Here is a 16,443-nt window from a genome sequence, read left to right on the forward strand (position 1 = left end):
CCGGAAGTGGAAGCGCCGCAAGGCGTGCGAGCTGACCGGTACTAACAGGCCGAGGGCTTGACCACACACTCCTCCAAGCTTTGCTGTCTCGCGTCCACTGTGCGGTTCTGAACGCACCCGACCCCCCGCAACCGGGCCACCCTCCGTGGCCCGGCGCGCGGGCCGGGGACAACGTTCACAGTGTTACGGCGGCCATGGCGAGAGGGAAACGCCCGGACCCATTCCGAACCCGGAAGCTAAGCCTCTCAGCGCCGATGGTACTGCCCCGGAGACGGGGTGGGAGAGTAGGACGCCGCCGGACAACCATTCACGAACGGGGGTCGGAGCCTTTGGCTCCGGCCCCCGTTTCGTTGCTCATGGGTCCCGCACCACCGGTGCGGGACCCGGCTGCATTCCCGGGGAAGGCGCGCGAGGGCTGTCGGGCCGCGGCGCGGCAGCGCCTCTGGCGTTCCGTCCTGACGAAATCCTCGCCGGGCGGGTCAGACGAGGACGCGCCGGCCGTGGACGGGGTCCGCGGCCTCGGCGGCGAGCAGGATCCGCCGGGCGGGGCGGTACCGGCCCTCCCGCAGGCTGCGGGCCCGGGCCGGGTCGTAGGCCGCCTGCTGTGCGGCGGCCGCGAGGAGGTACTGGTTCTCGGCCAGCTTGACCAGGCGGCCGAGCGGGTGCGCCGCGCACCGCCGGATGAGGCCGGCGATGTACGGCTCGCCCGGACGCGGCGTCACGGCGTCGATCGCCTCGACGACGACCGCGGGCACACCCAGGACGAGCAGCCGGGCGACGTCGTACCGGCGGGCGGGATCGGGGTGGTCGCCGGTCATCCGGGCGACGTCTTGCAGCACGCCGGCCATCTCGGCATGGGGCCCGTACGGCCGCAGCGACTCGGCGATCGGTCGCAACCGCGCCAGGTAGAGGTCCCGGCCGTGCTCGTCGGTCTGTCCCTCGTGGGCGGCCAGGGCGAGGAGGTGGGCGTCGGGAACGGTGAACGCCACGGTTCGAGGCTAGGCGGTTGCGGGCGCACGGGGTCCCCGTGCGGGCCGTGTCGGGCGGTGCTGCGACGGGATCACAGCCACTCACGGCCGGTGGAGCCCGCCCGGGCCCGCGCTCGGCGCAGCGGACCCGGGCGAGCCGGGTGCCGGGACGGTGCCGGGCCCCGCGGTCACCGACCGCGGGGCCCGGCGGTCCCGGTCAGAAGGGCGGCTCCTCCTCGGCGAAACCGCCGACCGGCGCTGCGGCCCAGGGATCGGGCGAACTGCCCCGGCCGGCACCGTTGCGGCTCTCGCGAGGTCCCTGACCGCCACCGGAGCTCCCGCCGGGACCGTCCCCGGAGCGGGCGACCTTGGCGACGGTCGCCGTCGCGTAGCGCAGGGACGGGCCGATCTCGTCGACCTCGAGCTCGATGACGGTGCGCTTCTCGCCCTCCTTGGTCTCGAACGACCGTTGCTTGAGACGCCCCTGCGCCATGACGCGCGAGCCGCGGGTCAGCGACCCCGCGACGTTCTCGGCCATCTGGCGCCAGACGCTGCAGCGCAGGAAGAGCGCGTCGCCGTCCTTCCACTCCTGGGTCTGGCGGTCCAGGGTGCGCGGGGTCGAGGCGATGGTGAAGTCGGCAACCGCCGCTCCCGAGGGCGTGAATCGCAGCTCGGGGTCGCTGGTCAGGTTGCCGATGACGGTGATGACAGTGTCGCCGGCCATGATCCGGTCCTCCGTGTTGTCAGTGCATCGCTCAGGTGAGCGTCCGGAGGCTACGAGCACGGTCCGACAGTTCCGCGCGCTCGGCGGATTTCGTCATCGGGGGGTGTGACGATCGAGGGCAGGACGGCGCGGCAGCGAGAGGACGGCAGGTGGCAGAGGCGCGGACGGGGGCGGTCCTGGAGGCGACGCTGGAGCGGATCACGTTCGCGAACGCCCAGACCGGCTACACCGTGGCCCGGGTCGACACCGGGCGCGGCGGTGACCTGGTCACCGTGGTGGGCTCGCTGCTCGGCGCCCAGCCGGGGGAGACGCTGCAGCTGCGCGGCCGGTGGGGCGCGCACCCCCAGTACGGCCGCCAGTTCCAGGTCGACGACTACACGACCGTGCTGCCCGCCACCGTGCAGGGCATCCGGCGCTACCTCGGCTCGGGACTGGTCAAGGGCATCGGTCCGCGGCTGGCGGCGCAGATCGTCGACCACTTCGGGGCCGACGCCCTGCGGGTGATCGAGGAGCAGCCGGGCCGGCTGGCCGAGGTGCCCAAGCTCGGCCCCAAGCGCACCCGGCTGATCACCGAGGCCTGGGAGGAGCAGCGGGCCATCAAGGAGGTGATGGTCTTCCTGCAGGGCGTCGGGGTCTCCACCTCCCTCGCCGTCCGCATCTACAAGCAGTACGGCGGCGCCTCGATCGGCGTCGTCCGCAGCGAGCCCTACCGCCTGGCCGCCGAGGTCTGGGGCATCGGCTTCAAGACCGCCGACACGATCGCCGCCGCGGTCGGCATCCCGCACGACAGCACCCAGCGGGTGGAGGCGGGCCTGCAGTTCGTGCTGTCCGAGGCGACCGGGCAGGGCCACTGCTTCCTGCCCGAGCCGGAGCTCACGGCCCGCGCGATCGAGATGCTGCAGGTCCCCGCTGACCTGGTGCGCCACTGCCTGGCCCTGCTGGTCGCCGACCAGGGCCTGATCCGCGACGAGCTGCCCGCCGCGCACGGCGGCCCGCCCACCGTGGCCCACTACCTGGTCCCCTTCCACCGGGCCGAGGTCTCCCTCGCCGCCGGGCTGCGGAGGCTGGCGACCGCCGCCGAGGACCGCATGCCGGCCTTCGCCGGCGTCGACTGGGACGCCGCCCTCTCCTGGCTGCACCGGCGCACCGGTGTCGAGCTCGCGCCCGGCCAGCGGGACGCCGTCCGCCTGGCGCTGACCGAGCGGCTCGCCGTCCTCACCGGCGGGCCCGGCTGCGGCAAGAGCTTCACGGTGCGCTCGATCATCACCCTGGCCAGGGCCAAGGGCGCGCGGATCGTGCTCGCGGCGCCGACCGGCCGCGCGGCGAAGCGGCTCACCGAGCTGACCGGGGTCGAGGCGGTGACCGTGCACCGGCTGCTGGAGCTGCGCCCCGGCGGCGACGCCGCCTACGACCGGGACCGGCCGCTGGACGCCGACCTGGTCGTCGTCGACGAGTCCTCGATGCTGGACCTGCTGCTGGCCAACAAGCTGGTGCGCGCGGTCCCGCCGGGCGCGCACCTGCTCCTGGTCGGCGACGTCGACCAGCTGCCGTCCGTCGGCGCCGGCGAGGTGCTGCGCGACCTGCTCGCCGAGGGCACCCCGGTGCCGCACGTGCGCCTGACGCAGGTCTTCCGGCAGGCCAGCCGGTCGGGGGTGGTGACCAACGCCCACCGGATCAACGCCGGCACCCCGCCGCAGGTGCAGGGCCTCGACGACTTCTTCCTGTTCGCCACCGACGACGCCGAGGAGGCCGCCCGGCTCACCGTGGACGTCGTCACCCGGCGGATCCCGGCCCGCTTCGGCCTCGACCCGCGCCGCGACGTCCAGGTGCTCACCCCGGTGCACCGCGGGCCGGCCGGCGCCGCCGGGCTCAACGAGCTGCTGCAGGAGGCGCTCACCCCCGCCCGGCCCGACCGCGCGGAGAAGCGGTTCGGCGGGCGGGTGTTCCGCGTCGGGGACAAGGTCACCCAGATCCGCAACGACTACGACAAGGGCCGCAACGGCGTCTTCAACGGCACCCAGGGCGTCGTCACCGCGATCGACCCGGTCGACCAGAAGGTCACCGTGGTCACCGACGAGGACGAGGCGGTCGACTACGACTTCGCCGAGCTCGACGAGCTGGTGCACGCCTACGCGGTCACCGTGCACCGCTCGCAGGGCAGCGAGTACCCGTGCGTCGTCGTCCCGCTGACCACCAGCGCCTGGATGATGCTGCAGCGCAACCTGCTCTACACCGCGGTCACCCGCGCCAAGCGGCTCGTCGTGCTGGTCGGCTCGCCGCGGGCGCTGGCCCAGGCCGTGCGGGCCGCCGGGTCCGGGCGCCGGCACACCGCCCTCGCCCACCGGCTGCGCGGCCGCGTGTCCGCCGACGACGGGCCGGACCAGGACTGACGCGGATGCCGGGGGTGGGGTGTCAAGCCGACACGCCGTTTTGTCGGTACCCCTTCCTAGATTCGGGATCGACATCTTCCCCGTGTCATCCAAGGAGTCCGACATGGCCGTCCCTGGCCTCAAGACCCGCAAGCCCACCGGCCGCGTGCCGTGGCCGTGCATCCTCCTCGAGGGCGAGGAGAAGGCAGGAAAGAGCTGGGCGCTGGCCCAGTTCAGCAGCAGTGACCGGATCGGCGCGCTCTACTGGATCGACCTCAACGAGGGTGCCGGTGACGAGTACGGCGCCATCCCCGGCGCGAAGTACCAGCTCATCGAGCACGACGGCTCCTACGCCGCGGTGCTGGCCGCCGTCCAGGCGGTCAAGGCCGAGGCCCGCCGCGCCTCCGACGCCGGCGAGCTCCCGGTCGTGCTCGGCATCGACACCGGCTCGGCGATCTGGGACGGCCTGAAGGACTGGGCCAGCGAGCGCGCCGCGAAGTCCGCCCGCAACCGCGAGCTGCTCAAGCGCGACCCCAACGCCGAGGTCACCATCAGCCAGAACCTGTGGAACGACGCCGGCGCCCGCTGGCGCAAGCTGCAGACCGAGCTGCTCACCTTCCCCGGCATCGTCGTCGTGACCGCCCGGGGCAAGGAGGTCACCGAGGTCGACTCCAACGGCCGCCCGATCGAGGGCCAGAAGACCTGGTCGGTGCAGACCCACCGGGAGTTCCCGTACGCGGCGTCGGTGTGGATGCGGCTGCGCCGCGGCCGCCGGCCGCTGATCGTCGGCGCGCGCAGCGTGCACGTGGGCATCAAGCCCAACGACGACCCGGCCCGCGAGGTCACCGACCCGAAGGCGACCGGCCGGCTGCTGGAGTGGCTGGTGTTCGACGCGCTCAAGTGCGACCCGGGCACCGCGCACGTGCGCGACCTCGTCTCCTTCCACGGCGGCGGGCTGCTCGACCACGAGCGCACCGAGGAGGCCCGGCAGGGCCGCCCGGCCGCCCGGGCCGGCGGCCGGGGCGAGCCGGACGCCGCCGACCTGGTCGCGCGGATCGACGACGCCCGCGACGACGACGAGCTGCGCGAGGTCTGGACCGAGGCCAACCGCAACGGCCTGCTGCAGGCCGACGTCCCCACCCCCGGCGGCTCGTACACGGTCGCGGAGCTGATCCGCGCCCGGCACGAGCAGCTGGTCGAGGCGTCGATGACGGAGCACCCCGCCGGCAGGCGCCGGGTCGCGGCCGGCGACCCGTCGGTCCCGCAGACGCCCGCCGGGGTGCTGCAGGCCGCCCAGGCCGCGGCCGCGGCGGCGCAGGCCGCCGTCTCGGCCCCCCGGCCCGACGCCGAGGAAGCCGCGCCGGCGAACCCGCTGCTGGAGTCCTCGCCGACCCCGGACGACCCGCGGGAGCGGCGGAACACCGCGGCCCGGCGGGGCGTGCTCGCCAGCCTGGAGAGCCTGGGCGTCACCGACGAGCAGATCGGCGCCCGGTTCGGCCGGTCCGTCGAGCACGTGGCGACCAAGCGGCTGACCGCGCTGGTGCGCGCGGTCATCGCCGAGCGCCGGGACGGCGACGACGGTCGTGCGGACGTCGCCTGAGCCGCGGGACGGAGCGGGGCCGGTCCACCCGGCCCCGCTCCGCCGCCGCCTCCGGAGGGCGGGACGGTGACCGCCGTCCTGCCCGCCCGTCCCAGCGCCGCCGAGCGGCGGGCCGCGCCCAGCCTGGCCGCGGCGGTCCGGGACCTCGACAGCCGCCGGGCCCGCTCCCGGCAGCGGATGATCGGCGCCTCGGAGGTCGGCGAGTGCCGGCGCCGGGCGGCCTACCGGATCGTCCGGCGCCGCCCGACCAACGCCCGCGCCGGGCTGCAGGCCTTCATCGGCACCGAGCTGCACCGCGGGGTCCTGCGCGCGCTGCGCCGCCAGTACGGCGGGCTCACCGAGGTGGGCCTGCGGGGCGAGCAGGTCAAGGGTCGCTGCGACTGGTGGCACGAGCCGGTGGTCGAGGACCTCAAGACGACGTCCCGGTTCGGCTTCGAGCGGGTCCTCACCCGCGGGGTGCCGGTCCGGCACTGGTTCCAGGTGGCCCTGTACGCGTGGCTGCTGCGCACCGGGCAGACCGCCGACCGGCGGCTGCCGTCGGGCGACGGGCAGGACGTCGAGGGCCTGCGCCTGCGCTACCTGTCCCGCGACTCCGGCGAGGACGTCGTCTTCGAGGCCGACCACGACCCGGCGCTGACCGCCGAGGCGCTCATGTGGCTGACCGACGTCTACGCCACCGTGGAGGAGGACGGCGTCGACGCCGTCCCGCGCGACGGGTTCGGGCCGGGCGTGGACGGGATGTGCGACTGGTGCCCGTTCCTCGACCTGTGCTGGGGCCCGCCGGTGGACCCGGAGACCGAGGGCGAGGTCTCCCGCCAGTCCCGGCTGACGGTCACCGACGCCGACTACGTCGAGGCCGTCCACGACTACGACGCCTGGCGGGCGGCGGAGAACGAGGCCCGGCGGCACAAGGAGTTCGCCCGCGAGCGGCTGCGGGGCCGGTCCGGGCCGGCCGGCGACCTGCACTGCGAGTGGTCCGGCGGCGGGCTGCGCACGCAGGTCGACAAGGACGCCGCGGTCGAGCGGCTGGCCGAGCTGGGCGAGGTCGTGCCCACCCGGCGGACCCGCAGCGCGTCCACGATCCGGGTCACCCGGACCGGCATCCGGCCCGATTGAGCACCCGGTGGCGCGGCGTCCCCCTCCGGGTGCACCATCGAACGCACGTTCGAAAACTCGATCCCGGAGGCCCGCGATGACCACCGTCCCGACGTCCCACCTGTCCGCCGGGGAGCCGGTCCTGACCGGCGACGTCATCGGCACGGACTTCGGCCTCCCGCTGGTCCGCCCGGTCAAGACCGCCCGCGGGGGGCAGGTCCGGGTGGTGCGCTCGCGCTGCCGGGCGCACGGGGGCGTCGTCGTCTGGTTCACCGACGGCACCAAGACCCCGCCGCTGCACGGGCGCACCAGCTGGATCCTCGCCGAGCCCGGGCCGGACGCACCCGCACGGGACGTGGCCTGACGCCGGCCCTCACACCCAGGCGGTGCGCCGCAGCGGCGGCGGCGCACCGCCTGGCCGCTGGACGAGCACCTGGTCCACGCCCATCGTGCCCGCCTCGAACGCCAGCGCGCAGGCCGCCATGTACAGCCGCCACACCCGGGCGCGCCCCTCGCCGGCGGCGGCCACGGCCTCGTCCCAGTGCTGCTCCAGCCGGGCGACCCAGGCGCGCAGCGTCAGGCCGTAGTGCCGGCGCAGCGCCTCGACGTCGAGCACCTCCAGGCCGGCGTCCTCGAGCGCGCCGACGGTCTCCGCGAGGCCGAGCAGCTCCCCGTCGGGGAAGACGTAGCGGGCGATGAACGAGTCGGGGTCCGGCCGCCACCGCCCGTCGCGCCAGGCGATGGCGTGGTTGAGCAGCCGGCCACCGGGGCGCAGCAGGTCGCGCAGGTGCGCGGCGTACCCGGGCATCTGCTGCCGGCCGACGTGCTCGGCCATCCCGATCGAGGCGATCGCGTCGAACGGCCCGTCGGTGACCTCGCGGTAGTCCTGCACCCGGACGTCGACCCGGCCGGCCAGCCCCGCCTCGGCGGCCCGCTCCCGCGCCAGCGCCGCCTGCTCGGCGGACAGCGTGACCCCGACGACGTCGGCGCCGTACCGCCGGGCGGCGTGCAGCGCCAGGCCGCCCCACCCGCAGCCCACGTCGAGCAGGCGCATGCCGGGCCGGAGGCCGAGCTTGCGGCAGACCAGGTCGAGCTTGGCCTCCTGGGCGGCGTCGAGGCCGGTGCACGCGTCGGTCCACACCGCGCACGAGTAGACCAGCGTGGGCCCGAGGACGAGGGCGTAGAAGTCGTTGCCGACGTCGTAGTGGTGGGCGATGGCGGCGGCGTCCCGGCTCCAGGTGTGCCGGGCACCCGTCCGGCCGACGCGGGCCTCCTCCGCCGGCGGGGGCGGCGGGGGACCGACGGCGCCCAGCCGGGCCGCGGTGCGCAGCAGCGCCCAGCGCGCGGACGGGGGCAGCGGCGGGGCCGGTTCCCCCTGCCCCCACGTCGTGAGCACGCCCAGGGCGGTGAGGGTGGCGAACACGTCGCCGGGGACGTCGACGTCCCCGGCGACGTAGGCGCGGGCCAGGCCCAGCTGGGCCGGCGACCACAGGACCCGGCGGAACGCCCGCCGCGAGCGGAGGACGACCACCGGTGCGCCGGCCGGCCCGACCTCGCTGCCGTCCCAGGCCCGCAGCCGGACGGGGAGCCCGTCGGCGCCGAGGACCGTCGCCAGCGCGTGCGCCGCCCGGGGCGCGACCTCCCTCGTGCGCATGCCGGCTCCTTCCCGGCGCGACTGCTCACGCCGCAGGAGGCACCGTGCCAGGGAACCGGCGGGATGTGCACCGGTTTCGATCACGCGGTGTCGGGCAGGTCCCTCCGGCGTCAGGGACCGGTCCGGACGCCCGGTGGCCGGCGGCCCACCTGCCCGGCCCGGCGGAGGGCGTCGAGGGTCACCGCGGGGACCGGGCCGAGGGGGTGCTGCGCTTACCCCCGGACCGTGGCGCCGGGACGGCGGAGGTCCGCAGCGGGAGCTGCACGAGCCAGGCGTCGACCGCCGCGTCCCTGCCCTTGAGCTGCAGGCCGGACACCGGCACCAGGTCGACCGCGCCCGGCAGCTGGTCGCGCGTCCCGGTGCCGACGAGGATGCCGCCGACCGGGGCGTGCTGCTGCAGCCGGGCCGCCACGTTCACGGTGTCCCCGACGGCGGGGTAGACCAGGTAGCCGCTCCCGCCCATCTCGCTGAACACCACCGGGCCGCTCTCGACGCCGATCCGCAGCCCCGGCCAGTCGGGGTGCCCGGCGCGGATCCGGGCCACCTCGGCCTGCAGCGCCGCGGCGGCCTCCACCGCGCGCAGCGCGTGGTCGGGCTGGTCCCCGGCGCGGTTGAACGTCGCGAACACCCCGTCGCCCGCGAACTTCTCCACCTCGCCGCCGAACCGCCGGGAGAGCAGCGGCGCGGCCCGCTCGTAGTAGGCCCGCAGCATGGCCGCGACCTCCACGGCGTCGCGCCGGGCGGTGAAGGCGGTGAAGCCGGCCAGGTCGCCGACCAGCACGGACACCTCGCCGCGGTGCTCGCGCGTCGTCGGCAGGTAGAGGGTGCGGAAGCGCTCGTCGCGCCACTCCCGCTGCGCGGCGGCGAAGACCAGGAGGTAGGCGATGACGATGAGCGCGTGCCACACCCACCAGGCGGGGTGCCACTTGCGCTCCCCGGCCAGCGCCACGCCCACCAGGGCCTCCGCGAGCAGGCCGTAGCAGGCCACGACGCTGAAGAGGAGCAGCCCGAAGTGGGCCCGGTTGACCCACCAGAGGCGGACCGCCGCCAGCAGGTAGAGCAGCGCGCCGAGCGCCGCGGCCACCGTGAGCGCGACGTGCTCCCCGCCCTCGGCGGTCACCTGCTGCAGCGGCGGCCACTCGGCCACCGACCACAGCCCCCAGACGACGATCGCCGCGAGGACGGCGCCCCGCAGCGCCTGCCGGTGGCGGGCCACCCACGCCTCGGTCGGGGGCCGGGCGTCCACCAGCGCCGACGCCGCGGCGAAGGGGGCGGCGACGAGCAGCCCGATCGTGATGGCGACGGTGAAGCCGGGCATCGCGTCGTGGGTGAGCACGTGCTGGGTGCCGATGGCGTGCAGCGCCATGAACCCGCTGGTCGCGAGGAACGCCAGGGACAGCAGCAGGACGCGCGCGTCCCCGCGTCGGCGGGCCGCCTCCCCGGCGACCAGCGACAGGCTGGCCGCCACGGCCCCGACGGTCAGGAAGACGGAGAAGTGCAGCGCCGCCCCGGTCCAGTGCAGCCCCTCGAAGTCGCTGCGCAGCAGGAACACCAGCCCGGCCAGCGGGAGGGTCAGTGCGACGAGCACCATCGCCGCGACCGTCGGCCGGCGTCCGTGGACGGCGACCAGGTGGGCGAGGGGGCCGGGCGTGGTCCGGCCCGCGCCCGCGAGTGCCGGGGGGACGGCCTCCCGGCGGTGGCGGAGGGGTGACCCGGTCGCGGGGTCGCGGTGCCGGCCGCTCACCGCACGTCCCCGGCGCGGGCGCGAGCGGGGTCGCGCCGCCGGGGCTCCTCCCGGAGCCGGCGGCGTGCGCACCCGGCCGAGGTGGCCGGCGCCGAGGCCACGGAGGGCAGTCTGCTCCCCGGGAGGGGCGGGCACCAGCACCGCGCGGCACCCGGCCCCTGGCCGGTGCCGCCGGTCAGCGCGCCGGGCGGCCCGTCCGGTCGCGGTAGCGGGCGGCGCGCCGGGCCGCGGCCGCCTGGCGCCGCTCCCGGTCGCGCTGCTCGCGCACCTCCCACCGGGCCTCGCGGTGGGCGGCGGCGGTGCCGACCGGGTAGCCCGCCTTGACCACGCGGTTCTCGGTCGCCTCCACCATGTAGGCCAGCGAGTAGACCATCCCCAGCGCGATGCCGCCGCCGGCCGCCGCGAGGCGCAGGCCCCAGCCGGCCGGCAGCAGCAGCATGACCAGGGCGATCGGGACCGCCATCTGCACCAGGCTGCGCACCACGTGCCGCGCCCACCAGGTGCTCGTCGTCGTGTCGAACAGGACCCAGCCGCGGTTGCGCCGGGGGAGCCCGCCGCCGAGGGCGTACCACACCCACCGGTGCGGGGCGGGACGGACGACGGGGTCGGCAAGGGCGCCGGGTGCCGGACGGGGCTCGCTCATGACGGTGGGGTGCTCCTGCTCGACGACGGCCACGTCCCCATGGTCCCCCCGATCGCGTGGTGCACCAAGCGTTGGGGTGCCATGTGTGTCGGACCAGACAGTGTGCGGGTGGTCAGTCGTGGTCGCGGGCGGCCAGGGCCTCCTGCGAGGCGGCGATCACCCGGGTGAGGGCCCCGTGCAGGCCCATCAGCTCCTCGAGGGGCATCCCGAGCCGCTCGACGATCCCGGCCGGGATCGCCTCCGCCTTCGCGCGCAGCGCCAGCCCCTCCTCGGTCAGCGCGAGCGCCAGGTTCCGCTGGTCCCCGGGATCACGCTCGCGGCGCAGCAGGCCGGCCGCCTCGAGCCGCTTGAGCAGCGGGGAGAGGGTGCCGGGGTCGAGCTGGAGCAGCCCGGACAGCCGCTTGACCGACAGCGACCCGTGCTGCCACAGCGCGAGCATCACCAGGTACTGCGGATGGGTCAGGCCCAGCGGCTCCAGGACGGGGCGGTAGACGGCGACCACGTTGCGCGCGGCCACGGACAGCGCGAAGCACACCTGCCGGTCGAGGGCGAGCACGTCCTCGGCCTCGAGGGCGGCCTGCGGGGTCTGGCTCGGGGTCACCCCGCCAGGGTAGGCCGTTGGGGCACCAACGGTTCCGCGGCCGAGGGGTCGCCGGCCGGTGTCGCGGGGAGCGGGGTCGACGGGGTCGGCGAGGTGAGCAGTGCCGGCTTCCCGGCGTCCGCCGTCCCCGGGTCGGCGTGGTGGACGGCGAGCAGCTGGCCGTCGGTCCCGTTGACGGGGAGCTCCTCGCAGCGCAGGGTCAGCGCGCCACTTGCGGGTCGTCGAAGGTCACGTGCGAGCCCATCGCCACCTCGACGTCGTGCTGGGCCCACAGCTGCCGGACCCGCTCGCCGGCCAAGCTGAGTTCGCCGACGAGCCGCACCACGTGCGGGTCCTCGGTGTCGCCGCCGATCCGCTCGCGGAAGCCGGCCACGAGCCGGGCCGTGCTGGACGGCACCGCGGGGAGCCGCTGACCGCCGCGGGACCGCCCGCTCCGCTCCCGCCGTGCAGCGCGCCGTCCCCGCGCCGTCGCGCTGAGCAGCGGTGCGCCGGGCGGGCGGCACGGCGGGGCGCGCGTCGCCCGCGCGGGGGGTGCCGGCCGGGAGGGTGGCTGCGGACCGGTTCCCCGAGCCCACCCGGGAGGCACCCGTGGCACAGGAGCGCGTCCCCCTCGGGGCCGCCGTCGGCCCGGCCGGGTCCGACGGCAGCGTGGGCACCGCCGGCAGCGGCGCGGTGGTCGGCAGCGCGGCCACCGCCGGGAGCGCGGCCGTCGTGGGCAGCGCCGCCACCGCCGCGTCGGCCGGGGTGGTGGGGAGTGCGGCCACCGTCGCGAGCGCCGGCGTCGGGGCCGGCGTGGCCGTCGCCGCCGGCGCCGGGGTGGTCGGCAGCGCGGGGGTCGCGTTCAGCGCCGGGGTCGTCGGCAGCGCCGGTGTCGTGGCGGGTCTGGCGAACGTCGGCTGCGCCGCATGCGTGGCGTGCGTCGCCTGCGTGGACTGCGTGGGCTGTGTGGCGTGCGTGGGCTGCGTCGGCCTGCGCGGGGCGGTCGGCGCCGTCGGCGTGCGCCGCCGGTAGCGCAGGTCCCGGTTGCGCCGCCTCCGTGGCGGCCCTCGGGCCGGCGACGGCGACCGTCCCGGGGAGCCGCCCGACCCCGGGCCCGCGCGGCCGCGACGTGCGCAGAAGTGCCGACGGCTCCGGCGGGTGCGCTCCGCGATCCTGCCGATGTGCCCCCGCCCCGGTCTCCCTAGCGTGCCGGACACGGATGCGACGAGCAGCGCAGGAGGCGGACATGAGCCAGCACCCGCACGTGACCACGGTCGACCGGATGACCGGGGCCGTCCTCGGGGGCGACCGGGCGGTCCTCGACGAGCTCCTCACCGACGACTTCACGTTCCACTACCGGGGGCCGTACCCGGAGCCCGGGGACTACGCCGGAGCGGCCGGGCTGATGGAGGTCATCGGCGCGGTCGTGGAGGCCACCGGCGGTGACGTCGACCTGCAGCAGCGCTTCTGCGTGCCCGCCGGGGAGTGGGTGTCGGAGTGGGAGCACGCGGTCCTCGGCCGCCGGGACCGTCGCCTGGAGTCGGACAACGCGTTCGTCTACCGCTTCGACGACGGCCGGATCGCCGAGATGTGGATGTTCATCGGGGCGCCCCCGGGGAGCGAGGCGTTCTTCGCCTCCTAGCGCGGTGCTCGCGCCGGTCCGGGGTGCTGGTGTCCCGTCCGGGCCGGCGCGACACTGTGCTGCATGCGACGGCCGACCGGCTGGAGCACGGGTGGTCCGGCCGACTGGGAGAGCGCCCACCGCGAACTCGCGGCCGTCCTCGACGACGGCGAGCCGTCCCCCGACGACCTCGACGCGGTCGCCGCGGCGGCCTACCTCACCGGTCGCGCCGAGGAGGCGTTCGGCCTGTGGGCACGGGCGCACCGCGCCTGCCTCGACGCCGGGCAGGTGCCCGGGGCCGCACGCGTCGGGATCGGTCTCGCGCGGTGCCTGGCCTTCTCGGGCGACCTCGCCCGCGCCCGCGGGTGGGTGGGACGCACCCGGCAGCTGCTCGACGAGGCGGGGCCGGACTGCGTGGAGCAGGGACACCTGGAGCACGTGGCGGCGATGTGCCGCATCGTCGAGACCGGGGACGTCCCCGGCGCCCACGCCGGTTTCACCCGGGCGCTGGAGGTGGCGGCGCGCTTCGAGGACCGGGAGCTGGACACCCTCGCCCGCATCGGCCTGGGCCGGTGCCGCGTCTACCTCGGCGAGGTGGCGGAGGGCCTGCGCCTGCTGGACGAGGCGATGGTGGCCGTCGAGGGCCGCGAGATCCCGCCGGTCGCTGTCGGCGACGCCTACTGCACGGTCATCGACGCCTGCCACGAGCTGTACGACGTGCCGCGCTTCGAGGGGTGGACCGAGTCGTTCACGCGGTGGCTCCGGTCGCAGCCCGGGCTCACCGTCTACGGCGGGCACTGCGCCCTGCACCGGGCCGAGCTCACGCTCCTCCGGGGCGACTGGGCCGACGCCGCGACCGAGGCGGACCGGGCGGTCAGCCGGCTGGGCCGGCCGCGGAACCTCCTGACCCTGGGCGGCGCCCACTACGTCCGGGCGGAAGTGCACCGCGTGCGCGGGGAGTTCGACGCCGCGGACGGCGACTACCGGAGGGCGCACGAGCTGGGGTGCGAGCCGCACCCCGGCCTCGCGCTGCTGCGCCTGGGCCAGGGCCGCACCGATCTCGCCGAGGCCGCCGTCCGCAGGCTCGAGGCCGAGGTGGGCGAGCCCGTCGCCCGGGCGCGCGTCCTCGGGGCGTTCGCGGAGATCGTGCTCGCCGCCGGGGACGGGCCGGCCGCCGGTGCGGCCGCCGACGAGCTGGCCGCGACGGCGCGGGCGCAGGGGTCCCGCTACCTGGTCGCCGCGGCCGCCCACGCCCAGGCGGCGGTGCTGCTGGCGGCGGGGGAGGCCCGCCCCGCCCTGGTGCTCGCGCGCCGGGCCTGGCACCACTGGACCGAGCTCCGCACGCCGTACGAGGGGGCGCGCACCCGCGTCCTGCTCGCCGGGGCCTGCCGGGCCCTGGGTGACCGGGAGACCGCGGACCTCGAGCTCCGGGCGGCGCGGGCCACCTTCGCGGACCTCGGTGCACGACCGGACGCCGACCGGGTGGCGCGCGCACCGGCTCCCGCCGTCGCGGAGTCCCCGGTCCCGCTCTCGGCCAGGGAGGTCGAGGTCCTCGTGCGGGTCGCGTGCGGCAGCACCAACCGGGCCATCGCGCGGCACCTCCGCATCAGCGAGCGGACGGTCGCCAGCCACGTCAGCCACATCTTCACCAAGATCGGCGTGGCCTCGCGCTCCGCGGCGACCGCCTACGCCTACCAGCACCGTCTGGTCGGACCCGGCGCGCCGGACCCGACCGGCACCGGCGCCGGCCCGGCACGCCGCTGACCCGGGGCCGGCCCGACACGCTGTTCCCCGGGCGGGCCTGCGGCTCAGTGCGCCTGCGGACGGCCCAGCCGCGCCTTGGTCTCCTCGACGTCGAACCCGTGCAGGCGGAGCAGGTTCTCGCCGAGGATCTTCCGCTTGGCGACGTCGGTGAGCTGCGGATAGCCGTAGCCCTCGCACAGGTCCTGCGGGATCGAGAAGTCCATGAAGGCCCGCAGCGCCCACTGCGGCTGCCAGATCGGCGCCTCCGAGCCGTAGACGATCTTGTCCTCGCCGCACCAGAACAGCAGCTTGCCGAGGATCTCGGCGAACCCGCGCGGGGCCCGCACGATCAGGTTGATCGTCGCCGCCAGCGAGGCGTACAGGTTGGGCCAGCGGATGAGCTGCCAGCAGGTCTCGTCGATGAACGGCAGCCCGACGTGGAAGATCACGAAGTTGATGTCCGGGAAGGCGGCCGCGGCGCCGTCCATGTCCCAGGTCTGGGTCGCCTCGACCGGCTGCGGGCCGAGCGGCACGCCCTTGTGCACGCCGATCAGGTCCACCCCGAGCTCCTGGGCCTTCTCGAACACCGGGAAGGCGACCCGCGGGTCGTCCATCCGCCACGGGAACGGGGAGCCGTAGTCGTAGCGGACGTTGTAGAACTTGAACGCCCGGGCGCCGAACTCGCCGACCTGGCGCTCCATCAGGTCCAGCGCCCGGCGCCCCTCGAGCGGGTTGACCGAGCCCCAGAACACCGTCCGGTCGGGGTCCCGCTGGGCGAGCTCCGCGCACGTCTCCCACGGGGAGAGGCCGTCGCGGAACAGGTCGGTGAGTGGCAGCGGCATCGCGGCCAGCATGTCGGTGTCGGACTGCTCGTAGACCATCTGCCGGATGTCGGCCGGCGTCCACTCCCGGAGGAACTCCTCGGCCGACAGCGTCGGCTCGCCGTCCGGGGTCAGCGTCGTGTGGAAGGCGTACAGGTGGTTGGCGAACATCTGCCCCGGTGACCCGAACGCGTTCTTGGCCGTGAAGTTGAACGGGTGCGCGACCCCGTCGAACACGAACGCGTCGCCGATCATGGTCGTCCTCCTGTGCTGGGGCCGAGCGGCCGGGGGCGGTGGGCGGAGAGGAAGGCGTCGCGGTCGGGGACGGCGACGGGGTCGGGGAGGGACCGCAGCCGGCGGGCGGCCGCGGGGGAGAGCCGGTCGGTCGTCCAGGCCTCGTCCCAGACGACCTCCACCTCGCAGGTCTCGACGCCGGGCTGGCGCAGGATCACCGTCTCGACGTCGGTGACCACCCGCGTGGCGAACGGGCACCAGCCCGAGGTGAGCAGCAGCTCGACCCGGGCGTGGCCGTCGCGGACGTCGACCGACCGGAGCAGGCCCATGTCGACGACGGAGATGCCCTTCTCCCGGCAGCAGGGGTCGAACACCGTGGACAGCGCGCGGGTCGCCCACCCGGGCACCGCGGGGGACGGCTGCGTCATCCCGCCATGGTGTGACCTGCGCCACATCTCGGCCAGGGGTTCGGTCGCGACCGGCGCCGTCGGGCGGCGGGGGAGGGGGGTGGGAACAGCGCGGCGGCCCAGGTGTTGACACCATGGAGGCCCCGCCCCCGGGACCGGAGCGGGTCGCCCCACGGCGGCGTCCCGCCGGCGGGGCTCCCGGACCCGCCGCCCGTGGCCTCCGGGAGCCCGGAGGCGTCC

16 protein-coding genes and 1 rRNA gene are annotated in these 16,443 nt (G+C 76.0%); 8 read left to right on the forward strand and 9 right to left on the reverse strand.

The window, feature by feature from the left end; genetic code table 11:
- The first annotated feature begins 184 nt into the window (after positions 1–184).
- Positions 185–301: ribosomal RNA gene (gene rrf, locus ACI796_RS03450) — 5S ribosomal RNA — on the forward strand.
- Between the two features lie 178 nt (positions 302–479).
- On the opposite strand, the gene ACI796_RS03455 is transcribed toward rrf, so the two are convergent.
- Together ACI796_RS03455 and ACI796_RS03460 are read right to left on the reverse strand one after the other, a co-directional pair.
- Positions 480–989 (reverse strand): phosphohydrolase, encoded by a 510-nt coding sequence (locus tag ACI796_RS03455; protein WP_456939867.1) that lies wholly within the window; start codon positions 987–989, stop codon positions 480–482.
- Positions 990–1,185: 196 nt separating this feature from the next.
- Complete coding sequence (locus ACI796_RS03460; protein WP_456939868.1) at positions 1,186–1,692, reverse strand: single-stranded DNA-binding protein; 507 nt, start codon at positions 1,690–1,692, stop codon at positions 1,186–1,188.
- 149 nt (positions 1,693–1,841) lie between these two features.
- On the opposite strand from ACI796_RS03460, the gene recD2 reads away from it, so the two are divergent.
- The 4 genes from recD2 (at position 1,842) to ACI796_RS03480 (ending at position 7,120) form a co-directional block, all read left to right on the forward strand.
- The gene (gene recD2 / locus ACI796_RS03465; protein WP_456939869.1) at positions 1,842–4,082 is read left to right on the forward strand and encodes an SF1B family DNA helicase RecD2; all 2,241 of its coding nucleotides are present in this window, start codon (positions 1,842–1,844) and stop codon (positions 4,080–4,082) included.
- A 103-nt stretch (positions 4,083–4,185) separates the two neighbouring features.
- Positions 4,186–5,661: a hypothetical protein gene (locus tag ACI796_RS03470; protein ID WP_456939870.1), complete on the forward strand. Its 1,476-nt coding sequence runs from the start codon at positions 4,186–4,188 to the stop codon at positions 5,659–5,661.
- Between the two features lie 66 nt (positions 5,662–5,727).
- Positions 5,728–6,777, forward strand: a complete 1,050-nt coding sequence (locus ACI796_RS03475) for a PD-(D/E)XK nuclease family protein (RefSeq protein ID WP_456939871.1) — start codon at positions 5,728–5,730, stop codon at positions 6,775–6,777.
- A gap of 76 nt (positions 6,778–6,853) precedes the next feature.
- Complete coding sequence (locus ACI796_RS03480; RefSeq protein ID WP_456939872.1) at positions 6,854–7,120, forward strand: hypothetical protein; 267 nt, start codon at positions 6,854–6,856, stop codon at positions 7,118–7,120.
- Between the two features lie 9 nt (positions 7,121–7,129).
- Here the strand turns inward: ACI796_RS03480 and ACI796_RS03485 are convergent, their stop codons facing one another.
- The 5 genes from ACI796_RS03485 to ACI796_RS03505 form a co-directional block, all read right to left on the reverse strand.
- A complete protein-coding gene (locus ACI796_RS03485) occupies positions 7,130–8,410 on the reverse strand; it encodes a class I SAM-dependent methyltransferase (protein ID WP_456939873.1) in 1,281 nt (426 codons plus the stop codon).
- 178 nt (positions 8,411–8,588) lie between these two features.
- Positions 8,589–10,001 (reverse strand): adenylate/guanylate cyclase domain-containing protein, encoded by a 1,413-nt coding sequence (locus tag ACI796_RS03490; RefSeq protein WP_456939874.1) that lies wholly within the window; start codon positions 9,999–10,001, stop codon positions 8,589–8,591.
- 328 nt (positions 10,002–10,329) lie between these two features.
- Positions 10,330–10,830: a DUF5313 family protein gene (locus ACI796_RS03495; protein WP_456939875.1), complete on the reverse strand. Its 501-nt coding sequence runs from the start codon at positions 10,828–10,830 to the stop codon at positions 10,330–10,332.
- Between the two features lie 79 nt (positions 10,831–10,909).
- A complete protein-coding gene (locus tag ACI796_RS03500; protein ID WP_456939876.1) occupies positions 10,910–11,398 on the reverse strand; it encodes a MarR family winged helix-turn-helix transcriptional regulator in 489 nt (162 codons plus the stop codon).
- Between the two features lie 199 nt (positions 11,399–11,597).
- Complete coding sequence (locus ACI796_RS03505) at positions 11,598–11,795, reverse strand: MmyB family transcriptional regulator (RefSeq protein WP_456939877.1); 198 nt, start codon at positions 11,793–11,795, stop codon at positions 11,598–11,600.
- Positions 11,796–11,986: 191 nt separating this feature from the next.
- Here ACI796_RS03505 and ACI796_RS03510 point away from each other — a divergent pair, with 191 nt between their 5' ends.
- The 3 genes from ACI796_RS03510 to ACI796_RS03520 all read left to right on the forward strand — a co-directional run bounded on the left by ACI796_RS03510 (position 11,987) and on the right by ACI796_RS03520 (position 14,762).
- Positions 11,987–12,409, forward strand: coding sequence for a hypothetical protein (locus tag ACI796_RS03510; protein ID WP_456939878.1), 423 nt, complete (start codon positions 11,987–11,989; stop codon positions 12,407–12,409).
- Positions 12,410–12,623: 214 nt separating this feature from the next.
- Positions 12,624–13,019, forward strand: coding sequence for a nuclear transport factor 2 family protein (locus ACI796_RS03515; protein ID WP_456939879.1), 396 nt, complete (start codon positions 12,624–12,626; stop codon positions 13,017–13,019).
- A 63-nt stretch (positions 13,020–13,082) separates the two neighbouring features.
- Entirely contained in the window at positions 13,083–14,762 is a 1,680-nt protein-coding gene (locus ACI796_RS03520) for a LuxR C-terminal-related transcriptional regulator (protein ID WP_456939880.1), read from the forward strand.
- Positions 14,763–14,806: 44 nt separating this feature from the next.
- Here ACI796_RS03520 and ACI796_RS03525 read toward each other — a convergent pair whose 3' ends face one another.
- Together ACI796_RS03525 and ACI796_RS03530 are read right to left on the reverse strand one after the other, a co-directional pair.
- On the reverse strand, positions 14,807–15,817 hold the full coding sequence (locus tag ACI796_RS03525; protein ID WP_456939881.1) for an amidohydrolase family protein: 1,011 nt from the start codon (positions 15,815–15,817) through the stop codon (positions 14,807–14,809).
- Positions 15,814–16,224, reverse strand: coding sequence for a metal-sulfur cluster assembly factor (locus ACI796_RS03530; protein WP_456939882.1), 411 nt, complete (start codon positions 16,222–16,224; stop codon positions 15,814–15,816). Before ACI796_RS03530 ends, ACI796_RS03525 begins: the two co-directional genes overlap by 4 nt.
- Positions 16,225–16,443: the final 219 nt, after the last annotated feature.

Source organism: Geodermatophilus sp. SYSU D00525 (assembly GCF_054050475.1).

What these genes read in the sequence shown, in the direction of transcription:
- ACI796_RS03525 (WP_456939881.1), bottom strand. Translation starts at nt 15,817, where the DNA reads ATGATCGGCGACGCGTTCGTGTTCGACGGGGTCGCGCACCCGTTCAAC.
- ACI796_RS03490 (WP_456939874.1), bottom strand. Translation starts at nt 10,001, where the DNA reads ATGGTGCTCGTCGCACTGACCCTCCCGCTGGCCGGGCTGGTGTTCCTG.
- ACI796_RS03485 (WP_456939873.1), bottom strand. Translation starts at nt 8,410, where the DNA reads ATGCGCACGAGGGAGGTCGCGCCCCGGGCGGCGCACGCGCTGGCGACG.
- ACI796_RS03515 (WP_456939879.1), top strand. Translation starts at nt 12,624, where the DNA reads ATGAGCCAGCACCCGCACGTGACCACGGTCGACCGGATGACCGGGGCC.
- ACI796_RS03520 (WP_456939880.1), top strand. Translation starts at nt 13,083, where the DNA reads ATGCGACGGCCGACCGGCTGGAGCACGGGTGGTCCGGCCGACTGGGAG.
- ACI796_RS03470 (WP_456939870.1), top strand. Translation starts at nt 4,186, where the DNA reads ATGGCCGTCCCTGGCCTCAAGACCCGCAAGCCCACCGGCCGCGTGCCG.
- ACI796_RS03480 (WP_456939872.1), top strand. Translation starts at nt 6,854, where the DNA reads ATGACCACCGTCCCGACGTCCCACCTGTCCGCCGGGGAGCCGGTCCTG.
- ACI796_RS03460 (WP_456939868.1), bottom strand. Translation starts at nt 1,692, where the DNA reads ATGGCCGGCGACACTGTCATCACCGTCATCGGCAACCTGACCAGCGAC.
- ACI796_RS03530 (WP_456939882.1), bottom strand. Translation starts at nt 16,224, where the DNA reads ATGACGCAGCCGTCCCCCGCGGTGCCCGGGTGGGCGACCCGCGCGCTG.